This window comes from Acetobacter sacchari (assembly GCF_017377715.1).
Lineage (GTDB): Bacteria > Pseudomonadota > Alphaproteobacteria > Acetobacterales > Acetobacteraceae > Acetobacter > Acetobacter sacchari.
In genome coordinates, this window is record NZ_JAFVMF010000003.1 from 92,907 (window position 1) to 119,466 (window position 26,560).

Annotated in this window: 21 protein-coding genes; 8 read left to right on the forward strand and 13 right to left on the reverse strand. The window is 59.4% G+C overall.

The genetic code is table 11. The features are described from left to right. Window positions 1–218: 218 nt before the first annotated feature. Window positions 219–1,409, reverse strand: a complete 1,191-nt coding sequence (locus J2D73_RS03320) for a glycosyltransferase family 4 protein (protein ID WP_207879360.1) — start codon at window positions 1,407–1,409, stop codon at window positions 219–221. Then, entirely contained in the window at window positions 1,406–2,638 is a 1,233-nt protein-coding gene (locus tag J2D73_RS03325; protein WP_207879362.1) for a glycosyltransferase, read from the reverse strand. Before J2D73_RS03325 ends, J2D73_RS03320 begins: the two co-directional genes overlap by 4 nt. A gap of 224 nt (window positions 2,639–2,862) precedes the next feature. Between J2D73_RS03325 and argE the strand changes: the two genes are divergently transcribed. Further along, on the forward strand, window positions 2,863–4,149 hold the full coding sequence (gene argE, locus J2D73_RS03330) for an acetylornithine deacetylase (protein WP_207879363.1): 1,287 nt from the start codon (window positions 2,863–2,865) through the stop codon (window positions 4,147–4,149). Then, on the forward strand, window positions 4,146–5,156 hold the full coding sequence (locus J2D73_RS03335; protein WP_207879364.1) for a M14 family metallopeptidase: 1,011 nt from the start codon (window positions 4,146–4,148) through the stop codon (window positions 5,154–5,156). The genes argE and J2D73_RS03335 overlap by 4 nt, the downstream gene beginning before the upstream one ends. A gap of 322 nt (window positions 5,157–5,478) precedes the next feature. Here J2D73_RS03335 and J2D73_RS03340 read toward each other — a convergent pair whose 3' ends face one another. From J2D73_RS03340 to glyA, 7 genes are all read right to left on the reverse strand, one after another. Continuing rightward, entirely contained in the window at window positions 5,479–5,931 is a 453-nt protein-coding gene (locus tag J2D73_RS03340; RefSeq protein ID WP_207879365.1) for a nitrate reductase associated protein, read from the reverse strand. 82 nt (window positions 5,932–6,013) lie between these two features. After that, window positions 6,014–8,314, reverse strand: coding sequence for an FdhF/YdeP family oxidoreductase (locus J2D73_RS03345; RefSeq protein WP_207879372.1), 2,301 nt, complete (start codon window positions 8,312–8,314; stop codon window positions 6,014–6,016). Between the two features lie 33 nt (window positions 8,315–8,347). After that, on the reverse strand, window positions 8,348–9,172 hold the full coding sequence (locus J2D73_RS03350; protein ID WP_207879374.1) for a formate/nitrite transporter family protein: 825 nt from the start codon (window positions 9,170–9,172) through the stop codon (window positions 8,348–8,350). A gap of 171 nt (window positions 9,173–9,343) precedes the next feature. Next, window positions 9,344–10,300 (reverse strand): cupin domain-containing protein, encoded by a 957-nt coding sequence (locus tag J2D73_RS03355; RefSeq protein ID WP_243429605.1) that lies wholly within the window; start codon window positions 10,298–10,300, stop codon window positions 9,344–9,346. A 126-nt stretch (window positions 10,301–10,426) separates the two neighbouring features. Beyond that, on the reverse strand, window positions 10,427–11,338 hold the full coding sequence (locus tag J2D73_RS03360) for a LysR family transcriptional regulator (protein WP_207879375.1): 912 nt from the start codon (window positions 11,336–11,338) through the stop codon (window positions 10,427–10,429). A 218-nt stretch (window positions 11,339–11,556) separates the two neighbouring features. After that, complete coding sequence (locus tag J2D73_RS03365) at window positions 11,557–12,057, reverse strand: peptide deformylase (RefSeq protein WP_207879376.1); 501 nt, start codon at window positions 12,055–12,057, stop codon at window positions 11,557–11,559. 97 nt (window positions 12,058–12,154) lie between these two features. Further along, window positions 12,155–13,441, reverse strand: a complete 1,287-nt coding sequence (glyA, locus tag J2D73_RS03370) for a serine hydroxymethyltransferase (RefSeq protein WP_207879377.1) — start codon at window positions 13,439–13,441, stop codon at window positions 12,155–12,157. Window positions 13,442–13,647: 206 nt separating this feature from the next. Here glyA and J2D73_RS03375 point away from each other — a divergent pair, with 206 nt between their 5' ends. Continuing rightward, entirely contained in the window at window positions 13,648–15,105 is a 1,458-nt protein-coding gene (locus tag J2D73_RS03375; RefSeq protein WP_207879378.1) for an APC family permease, read from the forward strand. A 157-nt stretch (window positions 15,106–15,262) separates the two neighbouring features. Here J2D73_RS03375 and J2D73_RS03380 read toward each other — a convergent pair whose 3' ends face one another. Next, on the reverse strand, window positions 15,263–15,832 hold the full coding sequence (locus tag J2D73_RS03380) for an NADPH-dependent FMN reductase (protein WP_207879379.1): 570 nt from the start codon (window positions 15,830–15,832) through the stop codon (window positions 15,263–15,265). 171 nt (window positions 15,833–16,003) lie between these two features. Continuing rightward, a complete protein-coding gene (locus tag J2D73_RS03385) occupies window positions 16,004–16,585 on the reverse strand; it encodes a TetR/AcrR family transcriptional regulator (RefSeq protein WP_026398093.1) in 582 nt (193 codons plus the stop codon). 272 nt (window positions 16,586–16,857) lie between these two features. Here J2D73_RS03385 and J2D73_RS03390 point away from each other — a divergent pair, with 272 nt between their 5' ends. The 3 genes from J2D73_RS03390 to J2D73_RS03400 all read left to right on the forward strand — a co-directional run bounded on the left by J2D73_RS03390 (window position 16,858) and on the right by J2D73_RS03400 (window position 22,500). Next, on the forward strand, window positions 16,858–18,399 hold the full coding sequence (locus J2D73_RS03390; protein ID WP_207879381.1) for a serine hydrolase: 1,542 nt from the start codon (window positions 16,858–16,860) through the stop codon (window positions 18,397–18,399). A gap of 99 nt (window positions 18,400–18,498) precedes the next feature. Further along, on the forward strand, window positions 18,499–20,019 hold the full coding sequence (locus J2D73_RS03395) for a M81 family metallopeptidase (RefSeq protein WP_207879383.1): 1,521 nt from the start codon (window positions 18,499–18,501) through the stop codon (window positions 20,017–20,019). A gap of 162 nt (window positions 20,020–20,181) precedes the next feature. Then, window positions 20,182–22,500, forward strand: coding sequence for a TonB-dependent receptor (locus tag J2D73_RS03400; RefSeq protein WP_243429628.1), 2,319 nt, complete (start codon window positions 20,182–20,184; stop codon window positions 22,498–22,500). Between the two features lie 123 nt (window positions 22,501–22,623). On the opposite strand, the gene J2D73_RS03405 is transcribed toward J2D73_RS03400, so the two are convergent. Next, the gene (locus J2D73_RS03405; protein WP_207879387.1) at window positions 22,624–24,234 is read right to left on the reverse strand and encodes a Do family serine endopeptidase; all 1,611 of its coding nucleotides are present in this window, start codon (window positions 24,232–24,234) and stop codon (window positions 22,624–22,626) included. Between the two features lie 175 nt (window positions 24,235–24,409). Next, window positions 24,410–24,877: a nucleoside deaminase gene (locus J2D73_RS03410; RefSeq protein WP_207879673.1), complete on the reverse strand. Its 468-nt coding sequence runs from the start codon at window positions 24,875–24,877 to the stop codon at window positions 24,410–24,412. Window positions 24,878–25,143: 266 nt separating this feature from the next. Here J2D73_RS03410 and J2D73_RS03415 point away from each other — a divergent pair, with 266 nt between their 5' ends. Next, a complete protein-coding gene (locus J2D73_RS03415) occupies window positions 25,144–25,290 on the forward strand; it encodes a hypothetical protein (RefSeq protein ID WP_207879388.1) in 147 nt (48 codons plus the stop codon). Between the two features lie 487 nt (window positions 25,291–25,777). Further along, on the forward strand, window positions 25,778–26,560 hold the full coding sequence (locus tag J2D73_RS03420; protein ID WP_207879390.1) for a gamma-glutamyl-gamma-aminobutyrate hydrolase family protein: 783 nt from the start codon (window positions 25,778–25,780) through the stop codon (window positions 26,558–26,560).

Here is a 26,560-nt window from a genome sequence, read left to right on the forward strand (position 1 = left end):
CCTCCATCCAATGCAACGCTGTTGGTCAGACCATGCCGTATCGCCAGTGTTGCGTTTGTCGAGCCTATGGTCGCCTTCAGATGGCGGGACGTCAACGCGCTACGTCGCGGAGTGGAGATGGCGATAACGAGAAATGGAGGGCGCTCGCCAAGGTGAGCATATAAAAAATCGCACTGAACACGTGAGAGGGGAGCGAAACAAGGAATGTCTTCTCCGTTCTATATGTTGACGCCAATCTTCCCTTGGTTTTGCGTTGTAATCTCACGATGAGACGCCTCTGAAGCGGCGGCGCCGGAAACTATTGATCCGGATACGGGCAGGCCGTGTGCCGCCAGATCGACCAGAAGCTGTTCCGCCATAGCGCGCCAGGCCGTATCATTCTCTGTGGAGAGTGGAACCGGAGGCCTCGGCTGAGCCTTGATCATGCGGATCAGCGCCGCGCGGAGCGACGACGCGTTCGGGTCGCAGAGCGCGGCCTGCGGCTGGTTACGAAACTGCTCTGTCAACCCGCCTACATTCGTCGCGACGATCCATCGTCCGGCGGCGAGGCCGATTGCGCCTACGCCACTTTGGCTGGCCTCGGTGTAAGGCAAGACAATCACGTCGGCCCATTCGACCAGTGATCCGATTTCTTCTTCCGGAACCCAACGGTTTTCAACCGTAACCTGCGGTACCGACGACAGCGTCCGCAACGGTTCAGAGTCCGGCCCTTTGCCAACGATGCGACATTCAAATGAAAGTTCGGGCGGAAAATCGGCCAGCGCCTCGGCTAGCATCCCGAATCCCTTGTATGGGAGCAGGCGCCCAAACATCAGTAGCCGCAAAGGTCCAGGTTCGCGGAGGCGGGCCGAGTCTGGCGGAGGCACGTCATAGTTGAACGGGGGGTGCGACGCGACGATGATATCTTTCATTCTGGTCGTCGGCTGCTCTCGCAATTGCGCGGCGACATGCCTGGTCAGTGCGACGATGACGTCCGCCCGACGCAGGAGCGCGCGTTGCAATGTCATTTGCAGTGGAAATCCGTCTCCCGGATGCGTCACCGCGTCATGCACGATCACGGCGAACGGCACGCGCAGGCGCTGCAGGATGAGAGCCATCAGCAGATCCAGTGGCCCGACCATTGCACAGATCGCGAAATCCGGCCGCCATGAGGACAACCTCCGCCGCAGTCCCAAAAGCATGACTGGAGCGGTCAGGAGCCGTCCGGCTAACCCCCAGACGCTGTCATATGTGTCGACGGGACAGAGGGGCAACGTCTGTGCGGCCGGCACAGATAGAATCTCCGCGCGACGTGAGGGAGAAAAAAGAACCTCCTGCTTCGGCAGGCTATGAAGCGACCGGGCAAGGTCGAGTGCGAAACGAGGCCCGCCGCCTCTTCGGCCCCATTGCCAGATGAGCACGCGGCTCATGGCGCATGGCCCGGCGGCGCGGCAAGGCGACGCGCCACGTCGAGGAGCGCCGCGCCAGAGAAGCGTTCACGCGCTGCGATCTCGGCGTTCACTCCCAGCCGCGTTCGTAGCGCCGCGTCGTCAGCAGCGCGCCGCAACGCGCTGACGGCCGAATGGAGGTCAGCTTCGGCCCATTGCGCCTCTGGCGCCTCGAACACACCGCGCGGATCGCGCGCGGGGATCAGTCTGAAGGCGACCGGCAGGCCGCAATCCGTGTCGATGAATTCAGCGGTGGCGGACCAATCCGTGGCGATGACGGTGCGCCCGAGCAGCATGGCCTCTGCGGGGACGAGGCCGAAACCCTCGCTGCGGTGCAGGGAGAGCACGATATCGACGCAACGCGTCAGGGCGTAGGAGTCCGCGATCGGAAGCAGTCGTTCTTCGAAGCGAATGTTTTGCGCGCCGCCAGTAGCCTCGCGCAGCACACGCATATCGGTGGCGTAGTGATCGGCGTGCGAGATCTTGAGCACCAGAATCCTGTCGCGGCGGTCTCCGAAAGCTGCGCGAAACGCCCGGATCGCCGCCAGCGGATTTTTTCGTTCAAAACTGGAGGCCAGGCTGAACGATACGAGCACGACGACGGCGTCTTCCGGCAGGCCGAACGCGGCGCGGTCGAGGTACGCCGGAAGGATGGGCGCCGCAGCCAGTGCATGAGGCACGATACGCACACGTCCCGGCGCCAGTGGTTCGATGGCTCTGGCGCTGAACGCCGAAGGCGCCCACACTTCATGCACGCATCCTGCCCCGGCGCTCCAAAGTGGAGGTAGCGTCGGCAACTCCCAGGCCCAGTAACCGACTATGCGCCGCCCGCGCAGGAAGCGCCGCCCGAGGCGGAGCAGAACGGCAGGCAGATGCGGGGAGTTCACATGCAGGACCAGGGCTGGTCGTGGAGACTGACCTGAATGACCGCCCTTGGACTGGGCGCGATCCGTTCCTTCCATGAGCCCGGCGCGCAACGGCGTGGCCGGCACGTTGAACGTTTCCAGAGCCCGCAGCATGATGCGCGCACCCTCGCCCAGCCCGGAGTCCCGGTTGAGTTCGCCGCCGACGATCACGGAGCCGTCCGATATTGGCGGCGGTAACGTGACCTTGGGGGCCAGCGCGGCGGTCAGCGCGGCGAAGCCGCGGCGTCTCTGTTCGACCGGGAGACGACGCCAGACGCTGTGCAACGGATGAAACGCCTTGCTCACCTTCAGTCCCGGAATAAAGATTTGTCATAAAAAAAGGGCACGGTCCGATCCTAACCCCGACCCGAGTGTGCGCGAAAGAGCGTGTGCGGTCGAAAGGTGGTCCGAAATGTCGGAGTGGCGGATTAGCCGGGGGGAATGGGGACGCCGCAATAACGTGCAAAGTTTCGCTCAGATTGCTTTCGCGGGATTGCGAGGACCGCGCCGGAAGGTCAATACTCGGCGGCATGACAGATATTGCGCATCCCGACAGCCCGTCGCATGGCGACGCGACGAGCCTTTCCGTCCAATCCGGCGTAGCGCAATCGCACGGACATACTGCAGCCGCGGCCCCCGCGCCGGGCTCGACGGACAGTGTGGCGATGCTGGCCCATATTGTGTCTTACGACACGACCAGCGACCGGTCGGATCTGCCGCTGATCGACTGGATTTCCGGCTGGATGGACGCCCATGGCGTCAGCTGGTCGCTGAGTCACGATCCGTCGGGCGAGAAAGCCAACCTGCACGCCATTATAGGACCGAGAGAGGCCGGAGGACTGGCGTTCGCCGGGCATGTGGACACCGTTCCGGTCACGGGTCAGGAATGGACGGGCGATCCGTTCGTGCTGCGCGAACAGGGCGGTAAACTTATTGGTCGTGGCGCAGCCGACATGAAAGGCTACGTCGCGTGCATGCTCGCAGCTGTGCCCGATCTTGTGCGCATAAAGCTTGAACGTCCGGTGCATCTGCTCTTCACATTCGATGAGGAAATCAGTTGCGACGGCGCGCGCGTCGCAATGCAGGACGCGCTCGAAAACAACCTTCTCCCGTCAGTATGCGTCGTCGGTGAGCCGACCCTGATGACGCCGGTCATCGCGCACAAGGGGCGTCTCGCGGCTCGTCTCGTCGCACGCGGCAAGCCAGGCCACTCCTCCCGTCCGGCGGAAGGCGTCAATGCGCTTCACGCGTTGGGAGAGGCGATGGCGTGGGTCGCGGCCGAGGCACGGCGCCTCGCGTTGGAGGGGCGAAAGGTCGAAGGCTTCGAACCGCCCAACAGCACCATCCAGATCGGTTTTGCGCAGGGCGGAACGGCGATCAACATCATCCCCGAACGCGCCGAAGCGCTTCTGGAGTGGCGAAACGTTCCGGGCGACGACTCGCACGCCATGATGGCGCGGATGGAGCAGGAGCTTGAGGCGACGACGGGGCGATGGATGCGCGAAGCCGATCCGGAGTGCGGCCTGACGTTCGAGGTGTTGAACGAACTGCCGCCGCTGGCGCTCGCTGCGGACAATCCGCTGACTACAGCGGTCAAGCTCGCCACAGGCGCAAACGCTGAGGAGTTCGTCTCCTACGGCACTGAAGGCGGCATCTACCAGCAGGCGGGAATGACCAGCATCGTTTGCGGTCCGGGCAGCATCGAGCAGGCGCATCGTCCAGACGAGTGGATCGCGCGGACGCAGCTTGAACGTTGCGACGCTTTCATCCGCGATATGGCGCAGCGCGTCTGCACGCGGTCGACCGGGGCGGCATGACGTCCGCGGGCCGCGAACCGCAACCCGTTCGCGCGCCCGCGCCGCGCCTGTCGGAGACTCTTCCCCCGACGCCGCCGCGCCTGCCTACATTCACTCTGGAAATTCCCCCCCCGGACCTGTCGCCCTGGGTGGCTGGCAATACGGGCGTTCCCGGCCTGCATCAGTTCAATTCCGGACGGCCGGGGCCGCATGTCGCGGTCAGCGCGCTGATGCACGGCAACGAATACGCTGGCGCCATCGTGCTGGCGGAGCTGTTGCGGGAGGGGGTGACGCCTCGGCGGGGTAAACTGTCGCTCGTCTTCCTTAATCTGGCTGCGTTCGCTCGTTTCGATTCTGAACGTCCAATCGCCTCGCGCTTCGTCGACGAGGACATGAATCGCCTCTGGCGCCGTGACACCCTTGATCAGCCAGCGTCGTCCAGCGAACGTGACCGTGTTCGCAGCCTGATCGGATTTTTTGATACGGTCGATATGTTGCTCGATCTGCACTCAATGTTGTGGCCGTCGGATCCCCTTGTGCTGTCCGGGCCGAGCGAAGCGGGATGCGCGCTTGCACGCGAGATCGGGACACCGCCCCTGATTGTCAGCGACAGCGGGCACGCGGGTGGGCCTCGCTTGATTGACTACGAACGTTTCGTCACCCCCGCCACGGGCGCGCGGGCCTGTCTGCTTGAGGCTGGGCAGCACTGGGCCGAAGCGACTCTCGCCCTGACGCGCAAGGCGGTCTCACGTTTTCTTGGAGCCTGCGACGTCCTCGGTTCCGTTGAGGCGACCGGGACGCATCCTCGTGTGGCGGAGGTTACGGAATGCGTCACCGCCAGAACGACGTCGTTGACGTTTCTGCGTAATTTCCGTGGCGGCGAGATCATTCCCCGTCAGGGTACGGTAATCGCCCTGGACGGCCCGGAAGAAATCCGGACGCCTTATGACGATTGCATGTTGATCATGCCGAATCACCGTGCTGCGCGCGGCCATACCGCGGTACGACTGGCGCGGGTAGTCGCATAGTTTGCCCGATTGCCGTCGATTGAGGAGATGCAATCGGCGGCAGTTTCGGAACGTCTCCGCGGGGTCGCTGGTCCCCTGTTGCTTTGCCGTGTTGCTGATCAACGACCTGTCTGATCGGGCGCTGCTCGCGGATAAGACTCAAGAAATTCTTTTTTACGATGGTTGTTCGTCGAAGGGTCAGCGTCACGGAATTGGGGCGGCGCTACTGAAGGGATTTTAGAAAGTTTTTTTTATATTTTGAGGTTTTATCGGGAGAGCGTTCTCGCGCTGAACCTCAAATTCCCCAAGAGAAATGCGGAGCGTGGCAGTTACGGCGTCTCGTTCATGGCAAAACGCCAAATTCCCGCATCGCTGGAACGAAGTTCTCGTTTTCATGTTTGGAATTGGCCAGCTTTATCAGAGCGAAACGCTGAAGCGGCGCCAGCGCCGCCCATTGCGCCGACGTTGGTGGAGAGACGCCGTCAGTCCCTGCTTGCCGTATGACTGCCTCGGGCATCCGGTCTGGAGCAGTCCATCCTTCGAATGATTCGGAGGGAAGAAATTTTGCCGGCTCGTCCGTTTTGGCTGCGATGAGGGAGAGCACCAGATCGCGATAGCTTCCCCGCTCCTCTGCGGATTCGGCAGAGAGCGTCGTCAGGCTCTCGCGGTCTTCGCGAGAAAAGCGGCTCCATTGTCGTAATGACAGCTTCACGCCGCAGAGATCGAGCTTCTGTCGGGCGACCATTGGAATGCACCGGAGGGATCCGGCGAAGTCGCTCTCGAAATTGAAAATCATATCTATGACTCAGTTCTTTCGCCCAACGTCCCGAATCGAAAATTTCGATGTCGGGACACCGGACGGCGCGTCTTGACGAAAATCAGGCCGCCGCCGCTTCCCGCGAGGCCCCGGCCATGGCGACAATGCGCACAGGGATGGACTTCGCGGCGGGCGTTCCGCTGATGTCGTCGAAATGACTAAGCGGCAGAAGGGGGTTCAACTCCGGGTAATATCCCGCGACGGCGCCGCGCGGCATCGGATAATCCAGCACTGTCAGACCCTCAACACGCCGCGTCACGCCGTCGCTGGAGATGGTTTCGAGCGCCACGCGCGCGTGTTTTTCCAGCCCGCGTTCCTCACGCTCCGCAGCACTAAGGAACAGCACCATACGGTCGTTATAGACGCCGCGATAACGGTCGCTGTTGCTGTAGATTGTTGTGTTGTACTGGTCGTGCGAGCGAATGGTGGAAAGGCGCAACATGTCGGGATCCGGCACGTCACTGTCCACGGCGAGGCCGGGGATTACGAGGAAATTCGCCTTACCGGTAGAGGTCTTCCACACCCGGCGACGCGGTGGAATGTCGAGGTGAAATCCCTTGGGGTTTTTGATCTTGTTCGGAAAATCTGTGTATATTTCCGGGTAAACCTGTGCGATTTTTTCCCGGATCAGATCGTAGTCCTCGATATAGCTTTCCCATGGGATATGGCTGTCGGGCAACGTTGCGCGGGCGATGCGACAGACGATTTCGACTTCCGCCCGCAAATCCGGGCTCGCAGGCTCAAGCACGCCGCGAGAAGACGTCACGTTCGACATCGCGTCTTCGATCGTGACGAACTGTTCGCCCGCCGACGTGCGATCGATCTCGGATCTGGCGATCACCGGAAGAATCAGCGCGTCCCTGCCGTGGACGATATGCCCGCGGTTTAGCTTGGTCGCTATGCCAACGGTGAGGTCGAGGCGGCTCATCGCCTCATAAGCGATGATTGTATCGGGAATGGCGTGGATAAAGTTGCCGCCCATGCCGATGAAGACTTTGGAGCGGCCGTCGATCATCGCTTCCACGGATTCCACGACGTGATGCCCGTGTTCGCGCGGCGGCTCAAAGCTGAACGTGTCGCGTACGCGGTCGAGATAAGCCTGGGTCGGCTTTTCGTCGATGCCGACCGTGCGGTCTCCCTGCACGTTCGAATGCCCGCGAATGGGCGCGATGCCGGCGCCGGGCTTTCCAAAATTTCCACGCAACATCAGCAGCGCCGCAAGCTGCTGGATCATCCGCGAGCCCTGCTGGTGCTGCGTGATGCCCATGCCGAAACACAGGACCGTCGCCTTGGAGCGTGCGTAGATCTCCGCGACGCGACGAATCTGCTCCTCGGAAATTCCGGATACGCGGGTGATGTCCTGCCAGCTGCAAGACAGGACCTCGTCGCGCCACGTTTCGAAACCATGCGTGTGCTCGGCGATGAATTCCTGATCCAGCACCTTTTCGCCAGCAGCGTGCCGTTCCAGCAGGGCCTTGATCATGCCTTTCACAAGGGCGAGGTCGCCGCCGATGCGGATATGCACGAATTCGCTGGCGATGGCAGTCGAGCCGAATGTCGCCATCTTCACCGGGTCCTGAGGCTCCGTGAAGCGGATCAGCGCGCGTTCCGGCATCGGGTTCACGACCACGATCGGCACGTTGTGTTTGCGCGCGTGAACGAGGTTGCTCATCATGCGCGGGGAGTTCGTGCCGGTGTTCTGACCGAAGATGAAGATCGCCTCGGCCTTGTCGAAGTCCGACATCACGATCGTGCCCTTGCCGACGCCGATCGCGTGCGGCAGCCCGCGTGACGTCGGCTCGTGGCACATGTTGGAGCAGTCGGGGAAATTGTTCGTGCCGTAAGCGCGCACGAAGATCGAGTACAGGAACGCCGCTTCGTTCGACGTGCGACCGGACGTGTAGAATTCGGCCTCGTTCGGGTCTTTCAGGGCGCGCAGATGCTTGCCGATCATCGCGTAGGCGTCATCCCATGTGACGGGGACATAGCGATCCGTCGCCGCGTCATAGCGCATGGGCTCGGTCAGGCGTCCCTGTTCCTCAAGCCAGTAATCACTCTGCGCCATCAGTTCCGTGACGGTATGCTGTTCGAAGAAGGCGCGCGTCACGCGCTTCTTCGTGGCTTCCACAGCCAGCGCCTTCGCGCCGTTTTCACAGAACTCAAGCGTCTTTTCGCGGTCCGGGTCAGGGAAGGCGCAACTGGGGCATTTGAAGCCGCCAGGCTTGTTCATGGAGAGAAGCGCGCGCGATCCCTTGCCGAGGACGCTCTGCTCCAGCAGCGCCTTCGCGGTCGCTTTCGCAGCCCCCCAGCCGCCAGCCGGGTGGTCGTAGGTCTCGTAGTGGGGTTTGGCGGTTTCGCTCATGACAAAAGCCCTCTTTATCCTTCAAACGCAGCCCTAGATGGGGCGGGACGCCGGATCCTGATTGGAGATGGGCGTGGTCCTGTAGGTCGCGTAAAGCGCGCCCCCTGTAAAGACGATGCCGCCGACAAGGTTGCCCAGCGTTACCGGAATCTCATTCCACAGCCACCAGTCCGCAAAGCTGACATGCGCTCCAAGCATCATGCCCGCCGGGATCGCGAACATATTCACGACACTGTGTTCGTAGCCTTGCGCGACGAATATCATGATCGGGAGCCAGGCGCCGATGATCTTGCCGATCGTCGAGGTCGAGGCGAGGCCGACAACCGAGCCCAAGCTTACCATCCAGTTGCAAAGTATTGCTTTTGCGAAGACGGTCGCCAGCCCGGCCGCCCCGAACGCTTCATAAGCCGTTGTCTTGGATACGGCGAGCGCGCGCAGCTTTTCTCCGAGCGGACCACCGGAGACGTTCCCGCAATCGGTGATCGCGATCCAGAATAGCGCAGCGTAAATCAGACTGCCGAGCAGATTGCCGAGAAACACCAGCGCCCAGTTGCGAAAAACGGCGCCGGCGCCGATGCGTCCGGCGAATGCGGCCAGAGGCATCATGCCGAAATTACCGGTAAGCAATTCCATGCCCAACAGGACGATGAGCACAAACCCGGCGGGAAAGAGCACGGCTCCTACGATGAATTGGCCGGTTTGCGCCGCCACGAGAAAGGCCAGAGTCGTGGCGAACGAAAGATACGCCCCCGCCAGCATGGCGCGGATCAGCACATCCTTGGCGGGAAGGGCGGCCTTCAGGCAGGCGGCCTCGATCATGTTGTCGAGAATGACGGATGGTTTGACGTAATCGGCCACCTGGTGCGCGCCTTTATTTTGTTCGTTGTGCGTCAAAGTTTGACACACGGTAGCCTCTGCGCGCCATGACCGACATTATACCTGAGTATCATGCCGGTCGGACCGCAGAATCAGAAAGGCAGGCTCGGGGCCGAGTTCAGGAAGTTCAGAGCGGTTTTGCGTCCTGATGGATCACGTGAATCTGATGTCGAGGGTACGCAGGTAAGTCTGCAGACCCGCGTCCTGAATGGGGATCAGGCGGGCGTCCCTGTCAGACTCGTTGAAATGGGCATGCCAGTATCCGGGCGGCGTTACAAAGGCGCAGCCGGATTCCCAGTCGACGCGGGTGGGATCGACCATATTGCCGTCCTGATCGATTTCTTTCGACAGCAGAGAGTAGCATCCCTTGTCGCAGTCGACGATAAAGTCGAGTGCGATGGACTGGTGGCGATGCGGCTTCTGCTGCGTATGCGCGCCAATCATTCCATACATGGCCCAGAGCACGTGCGTCACCGTGCGGGTGTGAGGGAAATTGGCGTTGCCCAGCAGAATGCTGACCCGACTTTTTTCACCGGCGTTCGGCTGAGACGCGACCGTCCGCAATTCGGCGTTCGCCTTCTCCGCCCGGTAAAGTGTCGGCTCGAACCGGGCGACGGCAGGCTTCACGCCAAGGTAGCGCAGCAAGGGGGCGTCATTGACGTAGTAGAGTGCGGCGTCGCCTGTCGCGCTCAGCTCGATTGCGCTGACGCCGGGGGCGGTAAAGAAATCCCCTTCGTTCCATTCGAACGTCGTGCCGTGGGCCTCGACCGTGCCTGCGCCCCGAATGACGTAGAACACTGTCGACGTCGCTTCAGGCTGTAGCGCGAGAGAGTCGCCTGCGGCGACGCGAACGAAATTGGCGCAAAGTCCAGGACCGGTTGCTGGAGCCTCGCATTTCAAAGCCTCGCTCATGTCCAGCGGGACAACGCGCGACGCCCCCTCCGCATAGAGGTCGGGCGAAAAGAAATGGAATGGAATCCGGGGCGTCAGGCTCGGGCGGATGGGGTTCGCTGCGGTGCTGTACTCAAAGTATTCGGCGTCACGTGTAATGGCGGGGCCATGTTCGTCACGTAGCGTAACCGGGCTCTGCTGCGGTGAATATTTGTCCATGGCGGCTCTCCTTATTTGAAGTTTTTTAAGCGCTTCCGGCAGGATATTGAGCCGTGGCCGCGTTGGGATCGATAACCCGCGCCGCATAGGAGTTTTGTCGGAAGGGGATGCAAGCGGTGTGAAACCTCACCACTCGTTTGCGGCGCGGTAGCGGTTTTCGAAAAAGGAGATGAAGGCTCGTACTTTTGAGGGGACAATTTTCTTGGGGGGGTAGACGATCCAGATTCCCTCATCGGATTCGCCTCCCGAAGAGAACTCATAATCAGCCAGAACATTTTCCAGCAAACCCGATTGCAGGTCGTCATTGACGAGCCAGCGGGGCAAGACAGCGTAACCCGACGCCCCGATAGCAGCGGCCCGGAGACATTCCAGATCGTCAGATCGCAAAGGTCCCGAGACCTTTATTTTTTCCCACCCCTCTGCACCCTTGAAAGCCCATGTCCCGCCTGATTGCAGGCCGAGCGGCAGGCAGGGGCGATGAGCAAGCGCCTGCGGCGTCTCAGGCCGACCGTTGGCGTCCCTGAAAGATGGACTGACGCAACAACAATAATGGTTTGGCGCTATTTTTCTTGCGACAAGCTGTGAATCCGCCAGCGCGCCGATCTTCAGCGCAACGTCCGCGCCGCCTTCGATGATGTCGCGTTCGGCGTCGGTCAGAATGGCTTCCACTCGTATCATCGGGTGTTGTGCCAGAAACTCTCCCAGAACGCCGACGACATGCTTCCGCGCGAACCCACCGGGAAGCTGGATGCGAAGCAACCCCTGCGGCATGGCGTTGAGAGTGGGAACCAGTGAACGAATCTGTTCGATATCATCCAGTAACGAAAGCGCCTTTTCATGAAAGACGCGGCCCATTTCGGTCAGATGCAGATGGCGCGTCGATCGGTTGAAGAGGGCCGCGCCCAAATCCTCTTCCAGAAAGGTAATGTAGCGGGAGACGGTGGAAACCTTAATTCCCGCTTCCTCTGCGGCGCGGGTGAACGTTCCCAGTTCGGCGGACCGGACGAACACTTTCATGGCGGCCAGATAGTCCATCATCGCTCCGCTGACGTTTTACAAGAATGCCGCCGCAATGGTTTCAGCGTTTTTTTGAGGCGCAGGCGCGTCGGCCCTTCGCCAGAAGGTTACACCGGGGGCATGCCGCACAAATTGAATTGCGCGTGTGGCCTGACGCCATGGGGAGGGCCGCCCGGCGGGGCGCTGCAATCAAAGACCAGCGAACTGCTCCGCTGCGGTCACCTTCCTCCAAAACGCGTTCAGCGACCGCGCTGCATTTTCTCGTAACGCGCGACCAGTCTGTTGCGTCGCAGGGCCGACAGGCGCTGTATCCAGAAAATACCGTTCAGCTGGTCGATCTCATGCTGGTGGCAGACCGCCCGCAGGCCGTCGGCCTCCTCGGCGCGTTCATGTCCGTCAGTGTCGCGGTAACGCACGCGCACGCGGGCTGCGCGTTCGACGCGTTCGTTGACGCCCGGCATGGAGATGCTGCCTTCCTCGTGAAGGATCGTTTCTTCAGAACGCCAGACAATCTCCGGATTGACGTAGGTGTGGGGCGCGTCTGAACCGGGCAGGTCGAGCGTTACCACGCGCATGGAGACGCCGATATGGGGCGCCGTTATGCCGATTCCCGGAGCCGCGCGCACGGTGTCGAGCAGATCGACCGCAAGAGTGCGAAGGGACGCGTCAAATGCGGTCACTGGCGCAGCGATCAGACGAAGGCGCTGATCCGGGTAGCGGACGAGGGGCTGAACCGTCATTGGCGTCGGTTTTCGCCGTTTTGGGCAATCCACGTGCGCATGGACGTACGCAAGGGCGAAAGGGCCTGCGGTCGGCGGCGCCGCAGGCCACAGCGCCTTACTTGTAGATCGGGAACTTCGCGCACAGAGTCTTCACGCGCTCATGCACCGCGTTCTCCACCGCCGCGTCGCCTTCGCCGCCGGAGGCGGCCAGCGCAGTCAGCACCTCGTCGATCATCTCGCCGACGATCCGGAACTCTTCCTCGCGGAAGCCACGCGCGGTCGCCGCGGGGCTGCCGAGACGGATGCCGGAGGTGATCGCGGGCTTCTCCGGGTCGAACGGTACGGCGTTCTTGTTCGCGGTGATGCCCGCGCGCTCCAGCGCCTGCTCGGCCGCCTTGCCTGTGACTTTCTTCGGGCGGAGATCGACCAGCAGCAGGTGGCTGTCGGTCCCGCCGGTGACGATGTCGAAGCCGCGCGAGATCAGCGTTTCGCCCAGCACACGGGCGTTGGTGGCGACCGCCTTCTGATACTCGATGAACTCGGGTTGCAGCGCCTCGCCGAAGGCGACAGCCTTGCCTGCGATCACATGCATCAGCGGGCCGCCCTGCAGGCCAGGGAACACGGCGGAGTTGATTTTCTTGGCCAGCGCTTCGTCGTTGGTCAGGATCAGGCCGCCGCGCGGGCCGCGCAGCGTCTTGTGCGTGGTGCTGGTGACGATATCGGCGTGCGGCAGCGGGCTGGGATAGAGTCCCGCAGCGACGAGGCCCGCGAAATGCGCCATGTCGACCATCAGCTTCGCGCCGACTTCGTCCGCGATCTTGCGGAAGCGCGGGAAGTCGATGATGCGCGGATAGGCGGAGCCGCCCGCGACGATCAGCTTTGGCTTATGCTCGCGCGCCAGACGTTCCATGTCGTCGTAGTCAAGCTCGCCGTCCTGGAGACGGACGCCATACTGGATCGCGTTGAACCATTTGCCGGAGTAGTTCGGCGCTGCGCCGTGCGTCAGATGGCCGCCAGCGGCGAGGCTCATGCCCAGAACGGTGTCGCCCGGCGCGATGGTCGCCATGAAAGCGGCCTGATTGGCGTTTGCGCCGGAATGCGGCTGTACGTTCGCGAAGCCCGCGCCGAACAGCTTCTTCACGCGCTCGATGGCCAGAACCTCGACCTTGTCCACCTCGAAGCAGCCGCCGTAATAGCGGCGGCCCGGATAGCCTTCGGCGTATTTGTTGGTGAGAACGCTTCCCTGCGCCTCAAGTACGGCGGCTGACGCCATGTTTTCGCTGGCGATCAGCTCGATGCCTTCGCGCTGGCGAACCATCTCGCCGCTGATCGCAGCTGCGACGTCGGGATCGACAGCGCTCAGAGGAGCCTGAAAAAATCGTTGCAGATTCGTCTCGCTCACCTTTGAAATCCTTTTTTCGACCGCCAGCCACGCAACCGGCTAAACCCGCAACCAGACCGCTGAACCGGCGACGGGACCGTAACAGCCCCGCTCATACCGCCTTGGCGAGCCCAAGGCCACATGCTTCGGGCGGAGACGTACCCCGCGACAGCCCGCGCCGCAACGGCTATCCACGTTCAGAAGACAGAACCCGGAGACACAACTTCATGTCGCAGACGGAGAGGCGACCGGCCTCAACTTCCCTGTTTCGCCTCAAGCCCATCAACACGGCGGTCGAGGAAACGGGACTCAAGCGGGTTCTGGGGGCCGGTAACCTTGTCGCTCTGGGCGTCGGCGCCATCATCGGCGCGGGACTGTTCTCGCTGACCGGCATCGCCGCCTCCGAGAACGCGGGACCGGCGGTCGTGCTGTCCTACCTGATCGCGGCCGTCGCCTGCGGTTTCGCCGGGCTCTGCTATAGCGAGCTGGCGAGCATGATCCCGGCCGCAGGCAGCGCTTACAGTTTCGCCTATGTCTCCTTGGGTGAGTTCGTCGCCTGGATCATCGGCTGGGATCTGGTGCTCGAATACGCCGTCGGCGCCGCCACCGTCTCGGTCAGCTGGTCGCGGTACGTCGTTTCCCTGCTGGCCGACTGGGGCGTCGCGCTGCCGGAGAGGCTAACAGCCTCCCCGTTCGAAACCGTGCGTCTGGCGTCTGGCGCGGAGGCTGCGGGCATCGCCAATCTGCCTGCCGTGTTCGCCATCGTCGCTATCACGATGCTTCTGATCCGCGGCGTTTCGGATTCCGCGAAGGTCAACGCCGTCATCGTCGCGATCAAGCTGACCGTTATCGCTGCGGTCATCGGCTTTGGTCTGCCTTACGTGCATACGACCAACTATCACCCGTTCATCCCGCCCAACGACGGAACGTTCGGGCATTTCGGATTCTCCGGCGTGATGAGGGCCGCAGGCACGATCTTCTTCGCCTATATCGGTTTTGACGCTGTTTCCACGACGGCGCAGGAGGCCCGTAATCCCGCACGGGACATGCCGATTGGCATCATCGGCAGCCTGCTCGTCTGCGTGACGGTCTATATGGCGTTCTCGCTCGTCCTGACCGGCATGGTGAATTACCACGACATGCTCGGCGACGCCGCTCCAGTCGCGACCGCGATCGACCATACGCCGTTCGGGTGGCTCAAGACGGCGGTGAAGCTTGGCATCATCTGCGGTTTCACGTCGGTCATGCTGGTTCTGCTGCTTGGCCAGAGCCGCGTGTTTTACGCAATGGCGAGCGACGGTCTGCTGCCGTCGTTTTTCGCCCGCACCCACGCCCGCTTCCGCACGCCGTGGCTGTCCAATCTGTTCTTCATGATAGTGACGGGTGTGCTGGCCGCGTTCCTGCCGATTTCGGAGCTCGGCCATATGACGTCCATCGGCACGCTGCTGGCCTTCACCATCGTCTGTATCGGCGTGCTGGTTCTGCGCCGGACTCAACCGCACCGCGAACGTCGGTTCCGTATTCCGGGCGGCGCGACAGTGCCGCTGCTTGGTGTTTTGAGCTGCCTTACGGTCATGGCGTCGCTGGACAGCCTGACGTGGGTCCGGCTTGTCGTGTGGTTGCTGATCGGGTTCGCGATCTATTTCGGATACAGCCGCAGTCGCAGCGTGCTCGCGCCGCGCTGACGCGCGTTCCGGCTGTGCAGGGCGTGAGTCTAGAGCAAGTCCCATTCAAACGGACCCGTTTGAATGGGTGAAGGTGTTCGATGAAATAAGAACTTAGAGCTTTTCCACAATTGCCGTGTCTAATGGAAGAGTCCTGAATCCTGAGTTTTCCGAGATCTCAGTCTTTTACGCGCCGCGTCAGCGCCGCGAGAGCCTCAATCTGACGTGACAGGAATTCGCGCGTTGTAGGGTCTGTCAGTTCCAGCGTCTCCGCGTTCACCTTGGAACCCGCCAACCCGATCATCGCTTCCGGCTTGTTCAGCACGAACGCGTCGAGAAACACGAGGCTTTGGCGGAGGTGATACTGCGCCCGTGCTCCGCCGATAGCGCCGGGAGACGCCGTCTGAAGCGCCACAGGCTTGCCCGCCAGCGGCTGCGGCGAAACGCGTGAAAGCCAGTCAATGGCGTTCTTCAGCGCGCCCGGCACGGAGTAGTTATACTCCGGCGTGACGATGATCACGCCGTCCGCGGCGCGGATCTGTTCCGCCATAGCCAGAACGGGAGCCGGGAAGCCCTGCTCCTGCACGTCCTGATCGTACAGCGGAAATTCTCCGACGGAACCCAGGGCGCTGATCGATACGCCTTCCGGAGCGAGGGCCGGAAGGGCGCGCGCGATAGCGGCGTTGATCGAGCCTTTGCGGAGACTGCCGATGAGGCTGACGAAATGGAGCGAGGAGGTGGTGGTCATGAAGGATGTCTCCGAAAAAATGCGAACGTGTCGGCGTGTAGCTGGACGGCCGGTCTTCGCTGAACGGGCTCAGTGAAGGTGGCGTAAGTCACACGATAAGATAGTCGAAGCAGAAGACGATAGTTTGAGCAGATGCCGGGCGCGCATTGCGCTTAAAAGGCGCGGCGAATTTCAGGAAAGCGGCTCCACAAAACAGTCGATACCCTCCTTTAATTGCGGGCGCAGGGCGTCCAGTGGCTGATCAGTCGCAAGTGTGATCCAGAACATCCCGTCCAGAAAAGCGAGGATGCTTCGTGCAGTTTGTTCAGCAGTCATGCGCAGCCGAATCTCATTCCGGTCAGAAAGCTGTTGCAATCGTGCAGTAAAAATCTCCATGGTGTTCTGAAGGATCGGGCGAAGCGTGTCGTGAAGCGTGCCGGGGTGCACGCTCTCCGCGTGCAGGTGCAGGCGGCTACGCACGACCGTCAGGATGTCGAAGCCCATCTGGTTTTCGACGGACGACAGTAGGGCGACGATGTCCAGCCATCGTGCTGGAAACGCATCCTCCAGAGGACTCCCGTAACGCAGCGCCTCAGCGATAATCTCGTCCTTGTTCGCAAAATGGACATAGAGAGCGCCGGTGCTCATGCCTGCTCGCCGGCATATGTCGCTGATGGAGGTTCGATCCACGCCCTTCTGTGCGATGCACTCGATCACAGAGCGCAATATGCGTTCGCGTTGCGCCAGCATGTGCGCGTCGTCTCTTTTCGGCATATGGACTCCTGCAAACGAGCATTCGGTATGTCGATTCGCGCATCCGCACAAGTCTGTTGACATTGCAATAAAAGAACGAGTATTCGTTTTTTTTATGACGGGAGCGAAATATGCGGGAGCCTGTTCCTGCAATATCGGCCGTCCACATATGTCCCGCGCTCACGTAACGGCGACGAGCAAAATTCGATTGTCGAACTTCTCCAGTTGAAGATGTGCGTTTGGCGAGCGTGTCCAGATTGCGGTTTAGAGGCGTCAAAGGAGTTTAAATTCTCGTGGCACATCAGGTTCATGTCGATGTCGATAAACTGGATGGACTGCTTGCGCCATTTGACAGCACCAGTGCCCCTGGTTTTGCCGTAGGCGTCGGATTGAAGGGCAGGCCGGTCTATCGTCGCGGCGTGGGTCTTGCTTCAGTCGAAACATCGACGGCCCTGTCGCCCTCGATCAGAATGCGCATAGGCTCGACCTCAAAACACTTTTGCGTTCTGGCGTTGATGTTGCTGAAAGAGGACGGCCTTCTGTCGTTGGACGATAGTCCGAGACGGGTGCTGCCAGAGTTGCCGGCTTGGGCAGACGATATGACCATCCGTCAATTGATGGCGCACACCAGCGGCATGCGCGACAGTCTTGATATCTTGATGCTATCCGCGCCGCCAAGCGCGCCGATCGCCGCAGACGAGCAGTTCAAAATGCTCTGCCAAACAAAGAGCGTCAATTTTCTTCCAGGGAATGGATGGAGTTATAATAACGGTGGTTACGTTCTGCTGAGCATGATCATCGAGCGACTGAGCGGCGCTCCGCTTGGCGAGTTTCTGCGTGAGCGCATTTTTTTGCCTGTCGGTATGGTCGACACAATGCTGCGCCCTTTGGACACGGACCTTGTTCCAAATAGCGCGACGCTTCACGTGCCCGATTTGTCGGGTGGATGGCGCCGTGGCGTGATGGGTGCGCCTGTCGGGGGCGAGGGCGGCATTGTCTCGACAGTGGATGATATGCTGCGCTGGCTTGCGCATATGAGCACGCCGCGCGTGGGTTCTGCAGAAAGCTGGGCGGAGATGCGGACGCCTGCCGCGAGTCACGGCTACGGCCTGGGATTGATGATGGGCACATATCGCGGTCTGTCCACGGTACATCACGCAGGCGGGGTCATAGGTGGATCGTGCCAGATGCTGAAAGTGGTCGATTGCGACCTTGACGTTATAGTCATCAGTAATGGACGGAACGCACTTGATCTTTATAACCTGGTGGATGCTATTATCGACAGTTGTGTTGCGGATTTGCCGGTCATACAGCAGGATACTGTTGGAGCAGTTGCTACAGGAACGTATTATTCGAAGAACAGTGGTCGTGTTTTAAAAATTTCTGAGAATAATGGAAATCCATTTATGATGATAAATGGAATGACGCTCCCCGCTAAGCGTGACCGATCTGGGGCGTATTCTGTTTCGATCATGCCCACTGATATCCGGGTGATGCCGGACGGGCCGGATTTCGAGACGTTAAATGCAATCGAATTCGAACGGACTGATCGCCTGGAGCGAGTTCATCCTCCGGCTTCTCACAGCGAGAAAAAAGAATTGTTTGGGGAATATAAATCAGAAATTTCAGAACTTTTTGCGTTTATAAACGGTAATGTAATGCGAGTTTCCGGGGTCAACGGTAGCCAGGATTATACGTTGGAGCAGATTGGGTCTGATATCTGGATGGCCACAACACAATCATTTTTTCCAATGCTTATAACATTAGAAGTAAGTGAATCAGGAATTCTTATGAGTAGTGGGCGTACAGCCAGACTGCATTTCAAACGACAATAGAAAGTGAGAAGGCCGCTCCGTTTAGGTCATCGGAGCGAAGAACGTCGTTTCTAATCATGTCAGTGTGGTCAAAGTTTTGAATTTTTAAGGATTTTTTTTATGAATGACCATGCTCGGACCGAATCGGCGTTACGAATTTTCTGTGGTGGGATAGGCACTGAAACCAACACGTCGTCGCCAATTCCAACGAGTTGGTCTGCGTTTGAGACAATGAGCGGTTTTTCCCGGAATAACCTTCAGGTTGATTTGAGCGACACGCGTGGAGAGCCATTTTTTGAACTTCTTGGTGAAAAAGCACAACAAGACGGTCATCGTATTTCTTTCGGCCTGATGGCGCAGGCGCTCCCAGGTGGACCAACTCTCGATCATGTTTGGGAGACTCTCAGTGGACAATTGATTCGGTCTATAGTGGAAACCGGCCCATATGACGTCGTCATTTTGTGGTTACATGGTGCGATGGTTTCTACCACCTGCTTCGATTGCGAAGGAAATTTTCTTGCGCGCTTGAGAAATGCGGTGGGCGGAAACGTTTGCATAGGCGTCTTACTTGATCCTCATGCGCATCTGACGGACGTCATGATAGAGAATTCATCTATCATGATGTTTCTTAGGGAGTATCCGCATACGGACACTCTTTCACGCCTGTCCGAGTTATATGACGCCTGCATAAAGATTGCGCGTGGTGACATTCATCCGGTTGGAGCACGATACAATTGTCAGATGATCGGTTTGTTTCCGACGTCTGATAGGGATATGCGTGTATTTACGGATGAATTGCGGTTGCTCGAAGCGCAAATTAAATGTCTTTCCATTAGCCTCGTTCACGGGTTTCCGTGGGGAGATACGCCGTTTACCGGTGCGCAGGTACTCGCGTATTCGGATGGAGACCTGAGTTGCGCGGAAGAGATAGCCAGAAAATCTGGAGAAAGATTTTACAAACTCAGACGTGCTTTTTGTAAGAAACCCTACGATCTGAAGTGTATTCTTCGAGATTCTTCTGAACGGCCGTCACATGGGCCATGGATCATCGCGGATCAGGGTGATAACCCGGGTGGCGGGTCCCCTGGTGATTCCATGTATTTATTGCGATCGTTTATGGAATTCGGCGCGACGGATTGTGTATTTGGCGCTGTCTATGATCCCGTAGTCGTGAAAACGTGTATTGAAGCTGGGCGCGGTGCGATCCTTCCCTTGCGGATTGGCGGCAAGATCGGCTTATCTTCTGGTCTTCCTCTTGACCTTGATAAAGTTGAAGTGCGGGAAATATCTTCCGATCTTAGACAGGTAGGCCTCGATGGAACGTCTATATCCGCAGGAGCGGCAGCGTGGCTCTATGTTGACGGCATTGACGTTCTCGTTATTTCCGAAAGAAGTCAGGTTTATACAGAGAGTTTGTTTCTTAATATTGGATTGGATGTGTCTGGGAAAAGGCTTATTGGCCTAAAATCAGGCCGACACTTTGAGGCGGATTTTTCAAAATTTTCAGAGAAAATATTTTACGTGGCGACGCCGGGAGCCCTTGATATGAATTTTCGTGATTTTCAATTCAGGGAGAGAGATGAAGATTTTTATCCAAGAGTGCTCGATCCATTGGGCCTTGATCATGTCATTGAGAATTGATCGACGTAATCACGAAATTGAAATTCTTGTAATAGAAAAATTTTTTTTGAATAAGAAATTTTTATCTCAAATTCCTCGGCGGTAGAGTTTTGTAACGATAGCAGGTTCGAGAAAGTGCGACGTTCGCGGCGGGATGTGGAAATAAAAATGTTTTATCACCTTATGCAATCAAAAAAATGGAGGAAGCGTAGCCTCCTTCTTGTCAGCTCGTTTTGCAGTCTGGCGTATCTTCACCCTGCCGGTGCTCGCGCACAGGGTGCAGTGAACGCTGCTGGAGGCCGAAAAACAGGCCAAACAGCAAGTTCTTCAAAGCAGATAAAAAACATCAAAAAAACTGATGCCGTGTATTCTGCTGAAGGAAGCCCGGAAGCAATTACCATATCCGCGTCGCGACGGCGTCAATCGACACATGACGTCGCTAATTCAGTCACCGTCCTTACGGGCGCCAGCCTCGAAGCCAGAGGGGCGCAAGCTTTTCAGGATTATATTTCGCAGATACCCGGGGCCACATTATCCGCTTCCATCCCCGGATATTCGGCGATTACTTTTCGCGGTGTGGCGACGACAGCTGGAATTGATCAGGGTCAAGGAACGACGGGGTATTTTCTGAACGACATACCTTTGACCGATCCGGGGTTCGCAGTTTCCGTCCCTGATATAGACACGTTTGATGTGGCTCGCATCGAAGCTCTCAAAGGGCCGCAAAGTACGCTATTCGGATCGGCGACGTTGGGCGGCGCAATTGATTACATTCCGAATCAGGCGAACGTAACAAAATGGGATGCCGCCGGGGAAACGTCTATCGTTGGGATGCCCGGGCACGAAGTGGGTTATGGTGAAAAGGGAATGGTTAACATCCCGATCATCAAAGGAAGGTTGGCGGTTAGGGGGGTGCTCGATTATCGACAAGATCCCGGATACATCACGAATCTTGGCATCGGGAAAAACACCAACACGACATATACGCGTAACGCCCGGGTCAGCGTAGTATTTACGCCGACGGACGGAACGAAGCTTGCTTATACCTATCTCGGGCAGAGCACTGACGTATCCGATGACCCATATTCAATGTCGGAGGTCTATGGCGCATACACGAAGAAAGTGGCGACGCTGGAGCCGGTTCGTACGCAGACGCAGATGCACGAGTTACGACTGGATCAGGACTTGGGCTTTGCATCGTTAACGGCGATTGGCGCTTTCCTGAGGAAGGGGCAGTCCGCGTCGTGGGACTATACCCGATATTACGGCGCTCTGTTCCCGACGATCAAAGCTCCGACGATTGACAGGCAGAGCGTCGACGGGAAGTCCATGTACTATGAATTGCGCCTGACTTCCAAGGGGCAGGGGCCGTTGTCCTGGTTGATCGGAGCCGCGTATTACGAGACATGGAAGCGTGTGAATAGCCCGCTTTCGACTGCGGGGAGCGGCGATTACCTCGCTTCTATGTATGGATCGGAGTTGGCCAGTCAGTTGGCGCCTGGCGGCGATGTCTGGCAGCCCTACGATGTGAATTATAACGGAGTAGAAAAGTCAATTTTTGGAGAAATATCATACAAATTCCTACATGACTTTACGTTGACCGGAGGTGCGCGTGTGTTCGGCATGTCCGAAAAATCATCTGCGGAAGTCGGGGGGCTGGGGTCATATCTGGCCTATGGCAGCCTCTTCAATTATTCGTCTGGACGCTCCTCACAAACCAGCGCCTTGCCAAAATTCGCGTTCAAGTACGAGCCCGACAGGCATATCATGGCGTATTTTCAATTTTCGGAAGGATACCGGTTTGGCGCCCCCAATACCAACCCGGTGAGCGCCCAATATCCCACGCCTCGCGAAACGAAGTCCGACAGCCTCAAGAATTATGAGGTAGGCGCAAGGCTGAATTTCTTTCGAGGCCACCTGATTCTGGAGCCAACGCTTTATTATATAGACTGGAGAAATCTTCAGGCGAAACTCGCCCGCCCTGACGGGGTCGGGTATGAGGCCAACGTGGGTCGCGCTACAAGTCGCGGTTTTGAATTTGCGGGCACATGGGTGACGCCTCTTCCGGGGCTGACGTTGCAGTCAAACGCCACATATACGGACGCTCACATGACCGAGGCTGTGAACCTTGGAAACGGCGTGGTCTTGAACAAGGGAACACAACTGGCGGCCAGCCCGAAATGGCAATTCAGTGAGACTCTGAGCTATCAGGCGAAAACACTTTTTATGCGACCAGTTTTTTCGATCATGCACCACTATCAGGGATACGCCCCGGTGATGTTTGGTAGCGCAATGAAGATGGGTAATTACAACACACTGGATTTGCGCCTGTCCGGCGACTTGCCTACGTCACTCGGTCACAGCGTTCTCTCGATATACGTGAAAAATCTGACCAGTTCCCGGGGCGTGACCATGGGGTATTCAGGTGGAGGGGGCATCTTCGATCAGTACTATCTTGTTCCACCGCGTCTCATCGGGATGACGCTGGCGTGGCATCTATAAAATGACGGTTTTATATATCTGACAAAAACATAACCCGATGACTCTTGCGCTGCGCAAGGGTTGATCCTGTGCGGTAGCGTCGGGCGCGAACCCGCCGCCCGAAATTCGGGCGGCGACAAGTCGTCAGTTGTTGTCGTCGTCATCTCCGTCGTTTCCGCCGCCCGGTGCGCCACTGCCAGCGTCGCCGTTGTCGCCGTTCAGCGAGATCGCAACGAACAGGGACTGCCCATCACGCAGGACGCGCAGCAGCACCGCCTGACGGGTCTTCAGCGCGGCGGCGACGGCCGTTACGGCGGCGTGCGGGTTGTCGATCGGCTGATCGCCCACGGCCTGAATGACGTCGCCCGGCCGAACGCCAGCCTGCTCGGCTGCTGAGCCCGGCTTGACGTCCGTAACCACAACGCCATGGACAGAACTGTCGAGCCCAAGCTGCTGGCGGACATTGCCGGTCAGTGGCGACAGGGAAACGCCAAGCTTCTCCCCTTTGGCGCCGACTTGTGCGGACGCGCCTGCCGCATCGCCAGCAGAGGACTGATTGGCGATGTGAACGGTCACGTCACGCGAAGCGCCGTTGCGTAGCAGCGTGACGGTTGCGTCGGTGTTCGGGGCGATGGAGGCGACCTTCACGGCCAGATTATGCGGCGTGTCCACCGGCTTGCCGTCGAGTTTGACGATAACGTCTCCGGATTTGATCCCGGCCTTCTCGGCCGGGCTGCCAGCCGTCACGTTTGCGACCAGGGCACCTGATGGCGGGGCGCCGGGGGACGGCGACTTCAGGCCAAGCGCGCTCGCCATCGACGGGGAGATCTGCTGGGCCTCGACGCCCAGATAGCCGCGCGTGACGTGGCCGGTCTTTTGAATCTGGGAGACGACATTCTTGACCACATCGGACGGAATGGCGAACCCGATGCCGATCGATCCGCCTGACGGCGAGTAGATCGCAGTGTTCACGCCAATGACTTTTCCGTCCTGCGTGAACAGCGGGCCACCGGAGTTGCCGCGATTGATCGGCGCGTCGATCTGGAAAAAGCTGTCATACGGTCCGTCGCCGATGTCGCGGCCCAGAGCGGAGACGATGCCGGCCGTGACAGTGCCGCCGAGTCCGTATGGGTTGCCAACGGCCACGACCCACTGCCCGGGGAGGACATCGTCGGACTCGCCAAGCTCGATGAACGGCAGCTTGTTCGTGGATGTCAGCTTCAGCAGCGCCAGATCAGTCTTCGGGTCGCGTCCAACGATGCGGGCCGCAAGCGTCGTGCCGTCGTCAAGCGTCGCAGTCACCTTGGTCGCGCCTTTGACGACGTGATTGTTGGTCACGGCGTAACCGTCGGCGGAAATGATGAAGCCCGAACCGCGCGCCTCGATCGTCTGGCGCTGGTGCTGCGGCATCATCTGGAACGGAAAGGGGAAGGGGAACGGCGACTGCTGCATGCCGCCCTGTCCGCCGCCCATGCCGCCGCCTTCCTCATCCGCCGCGTCAGCCTTGATGATTGAGGTGATGGAGATCACCGCCGGCTTCACCTGCTTCACCAGATTAACGAAGTCAGGGATCGTCTGGGTCTGCGTACGGGGCTGAATGGCGCCCGGCGCGTCGGCGTGTGCGCTGCTGATCAGGCCAGCCGTCCCCAGCATCGGGGGGACGGCCAGGGACAGAAGTTCGACGCCGGCGACGGCGAGCAGGAGCGAGCGACGTTTGTTCCCGGCGGTCCGGGGCGACTGTGTCTGGTCTTGCATAGGTCTTCCGGTAGGCTCCAACTGATCGGGTCGCGATACGCGACCCCTTCTGGACTTGGCGTCGGGGCTGACCCGACATGTCCGTCCGAGACGTGACGAGGTCACAATGCCTTGTGTCGTCGAACCGGCATCATACACGGTGATGAAAAACGCGTTAGGCTGTCACTTTTGACGATTATGCGTCGCCTGATTGGCGCCGAGCCGTCCTGTCGGCCCGCAAATCTTGAAAAAACGAGCGCAGGAGGGTCGCGCAGCGCTGCTCATCAACCCCGCCGACGACGTCGGGACGGTGGAGGCATGCTGGCTGGGCGAAAATGCGAGGGCCGTGCTCGACGCCGCCGCCTTTCGGGTCGTAGGCGCCGAAGACGACCCGCCGGACGCGGAAATGGACGGCGGCGGCTGCGCACATGGGACACGGCTCCAGCGTCACGACCAGCGTACAATCGTTCAGTCGCGTCGACCCCAGCAGGCGGGCGGCCCCACGTAGCGCGAGCATCTCGGCGTGCGCTGAAGCGTCATGGTCGGCCTCCACCTGATTCCCGGCGCTGGCGATAATCTGCCCGTGCGCGCCCAGAACGACCGCGCCAACCGGCACTTCGCCACGCCCGGAAGCGGCGCGGGCTTCGGCCAAAGCCTCGTCCATGGCGCTCCATCGCAACAAACCGCCGGAGGCAATCTCGCGCTTCACGGGGAAGGTTCGCGCGAAACGAAGCGTCGATCGGCCGTAGTCACGTTCTGTTTCAAACGCCGGTTGGACGGGCGAGGATGCAGTCGGTGAAAAATAATCGAAAACCCCTTATTTTCCCTTGCTTGTAACACGACGAGGGCACAAAGTGCAGCTCACAGAAATAGTGATCTCTGTAACATAACGGTTCAACTTCGCCGCCTGAAGTGTAGGGAGAGACCCCGATGCGCAGTCTGACACTTGTCTTGGCAGCCGCCGCAATCGGCGTCGGCTTGGCCGCTTCCGAGCGCGGAACATTTCATTTCGGCAGCGAGGCGGCGCACGCCCGCGTGGCGAATGAGTCTGGCGCAGTGAAGCTGGCTGACCTCTGAAAAGTCACGCCTGAAGGTCCGACGGAACGGGTCCAGGCTGAACCGAAGCGTTTCCGTCGATTATCTTCTCAGGATGTCGTTGTTCGAACCCGCTGTTTCGGGTGTGAGCTGCTTCCGCCAATTCAGGACGGTCTCCCGGCTCTTCCATTTCGTCTGATAATCAGGTGTCAATAAAGCTGCGCCTCGTTGCGCCGCCAGAGGCGCTCCCGGGTGTTTCTTCTACTTTAAGCGTATGTGCGCGACAGAAATCGTTCGGTTCAAAGGTATTGATCTTTGTTCGGACGCAGAGCGTATCGGATCTGACACGCTATTTACTTTCTGCGTTGGGACACAGTTGGAGCCGATGGTGTTGCCGCTCTTTACGGCGGCGAGCGCAACCGTCGCCCACCTTGATGTGACGCTTCGCACATCCGGACGATGATTGATCAAGAGATGAGCGAACGGCCGCCCCGTATACCGGCTCGGCGCTTTATTCTATGTGAGCGCCATGACACGCGATAACCCCGTCATCGGCGTAACCATGGATCAGGAGCCGGGAGGCTCCGGCCAGTATTCCGCCTTTCCATGGTACGCCCTGCGCGCCAATTACATGAGCGCCATTATCGGCGCCGATGGTGTGCCTGTGGCCATACCGCACGCGCCTTGTATGGCTGGCGCTTTTCTCGACCGGCTCGACGGACTCGTCGTCACTGGCGGCGCCTTTGACATCGATCCTGCGTTGTATGGCGATGAGACGCTCCATCCGTCCACGCAGCTCAAACCGGCGCGCACGCGTTCCGAGTTGGCCCTGATTGAGGCGGCGCGCGCGCGGGGGATGCCGATTCTTGGAATCTGCGGCGGTATGCAGCTGCTGGCCGCCGTTCTGGGCGGTTCCCTGTATCAGGACATAACGGAGGCGATCCCGAACGCGCTACCGCACGAGCAGCCCAATCCGCGTGACGAGGCGGGTCATATCGTCATGATCGAACCGGGGACACGTCTTGCGGCGATTGTTGGACGTTCGCGCATGGCGGTGAATTCCTCCCATCATCAGGCAGTACGAGATCCCGGCCGGGCGATCATCTCCGCGCGAGCAGAGGATGGCGTTATCGAAGCTATCGAGGATGGCGAGGCCACGTTCTGTCTGGGCGTGCAATGGCACCCCGAATTTCTTATCGATGCTGGAGACAAGGCCATCTTCGCCGCCTTCGTCTCCGCCTGCCGCGACTGGCGCGCGCGTGTGGGAGTCGTAGGAAACGGCGCGCCGAATGCTGTGAAACACGAAGGATGA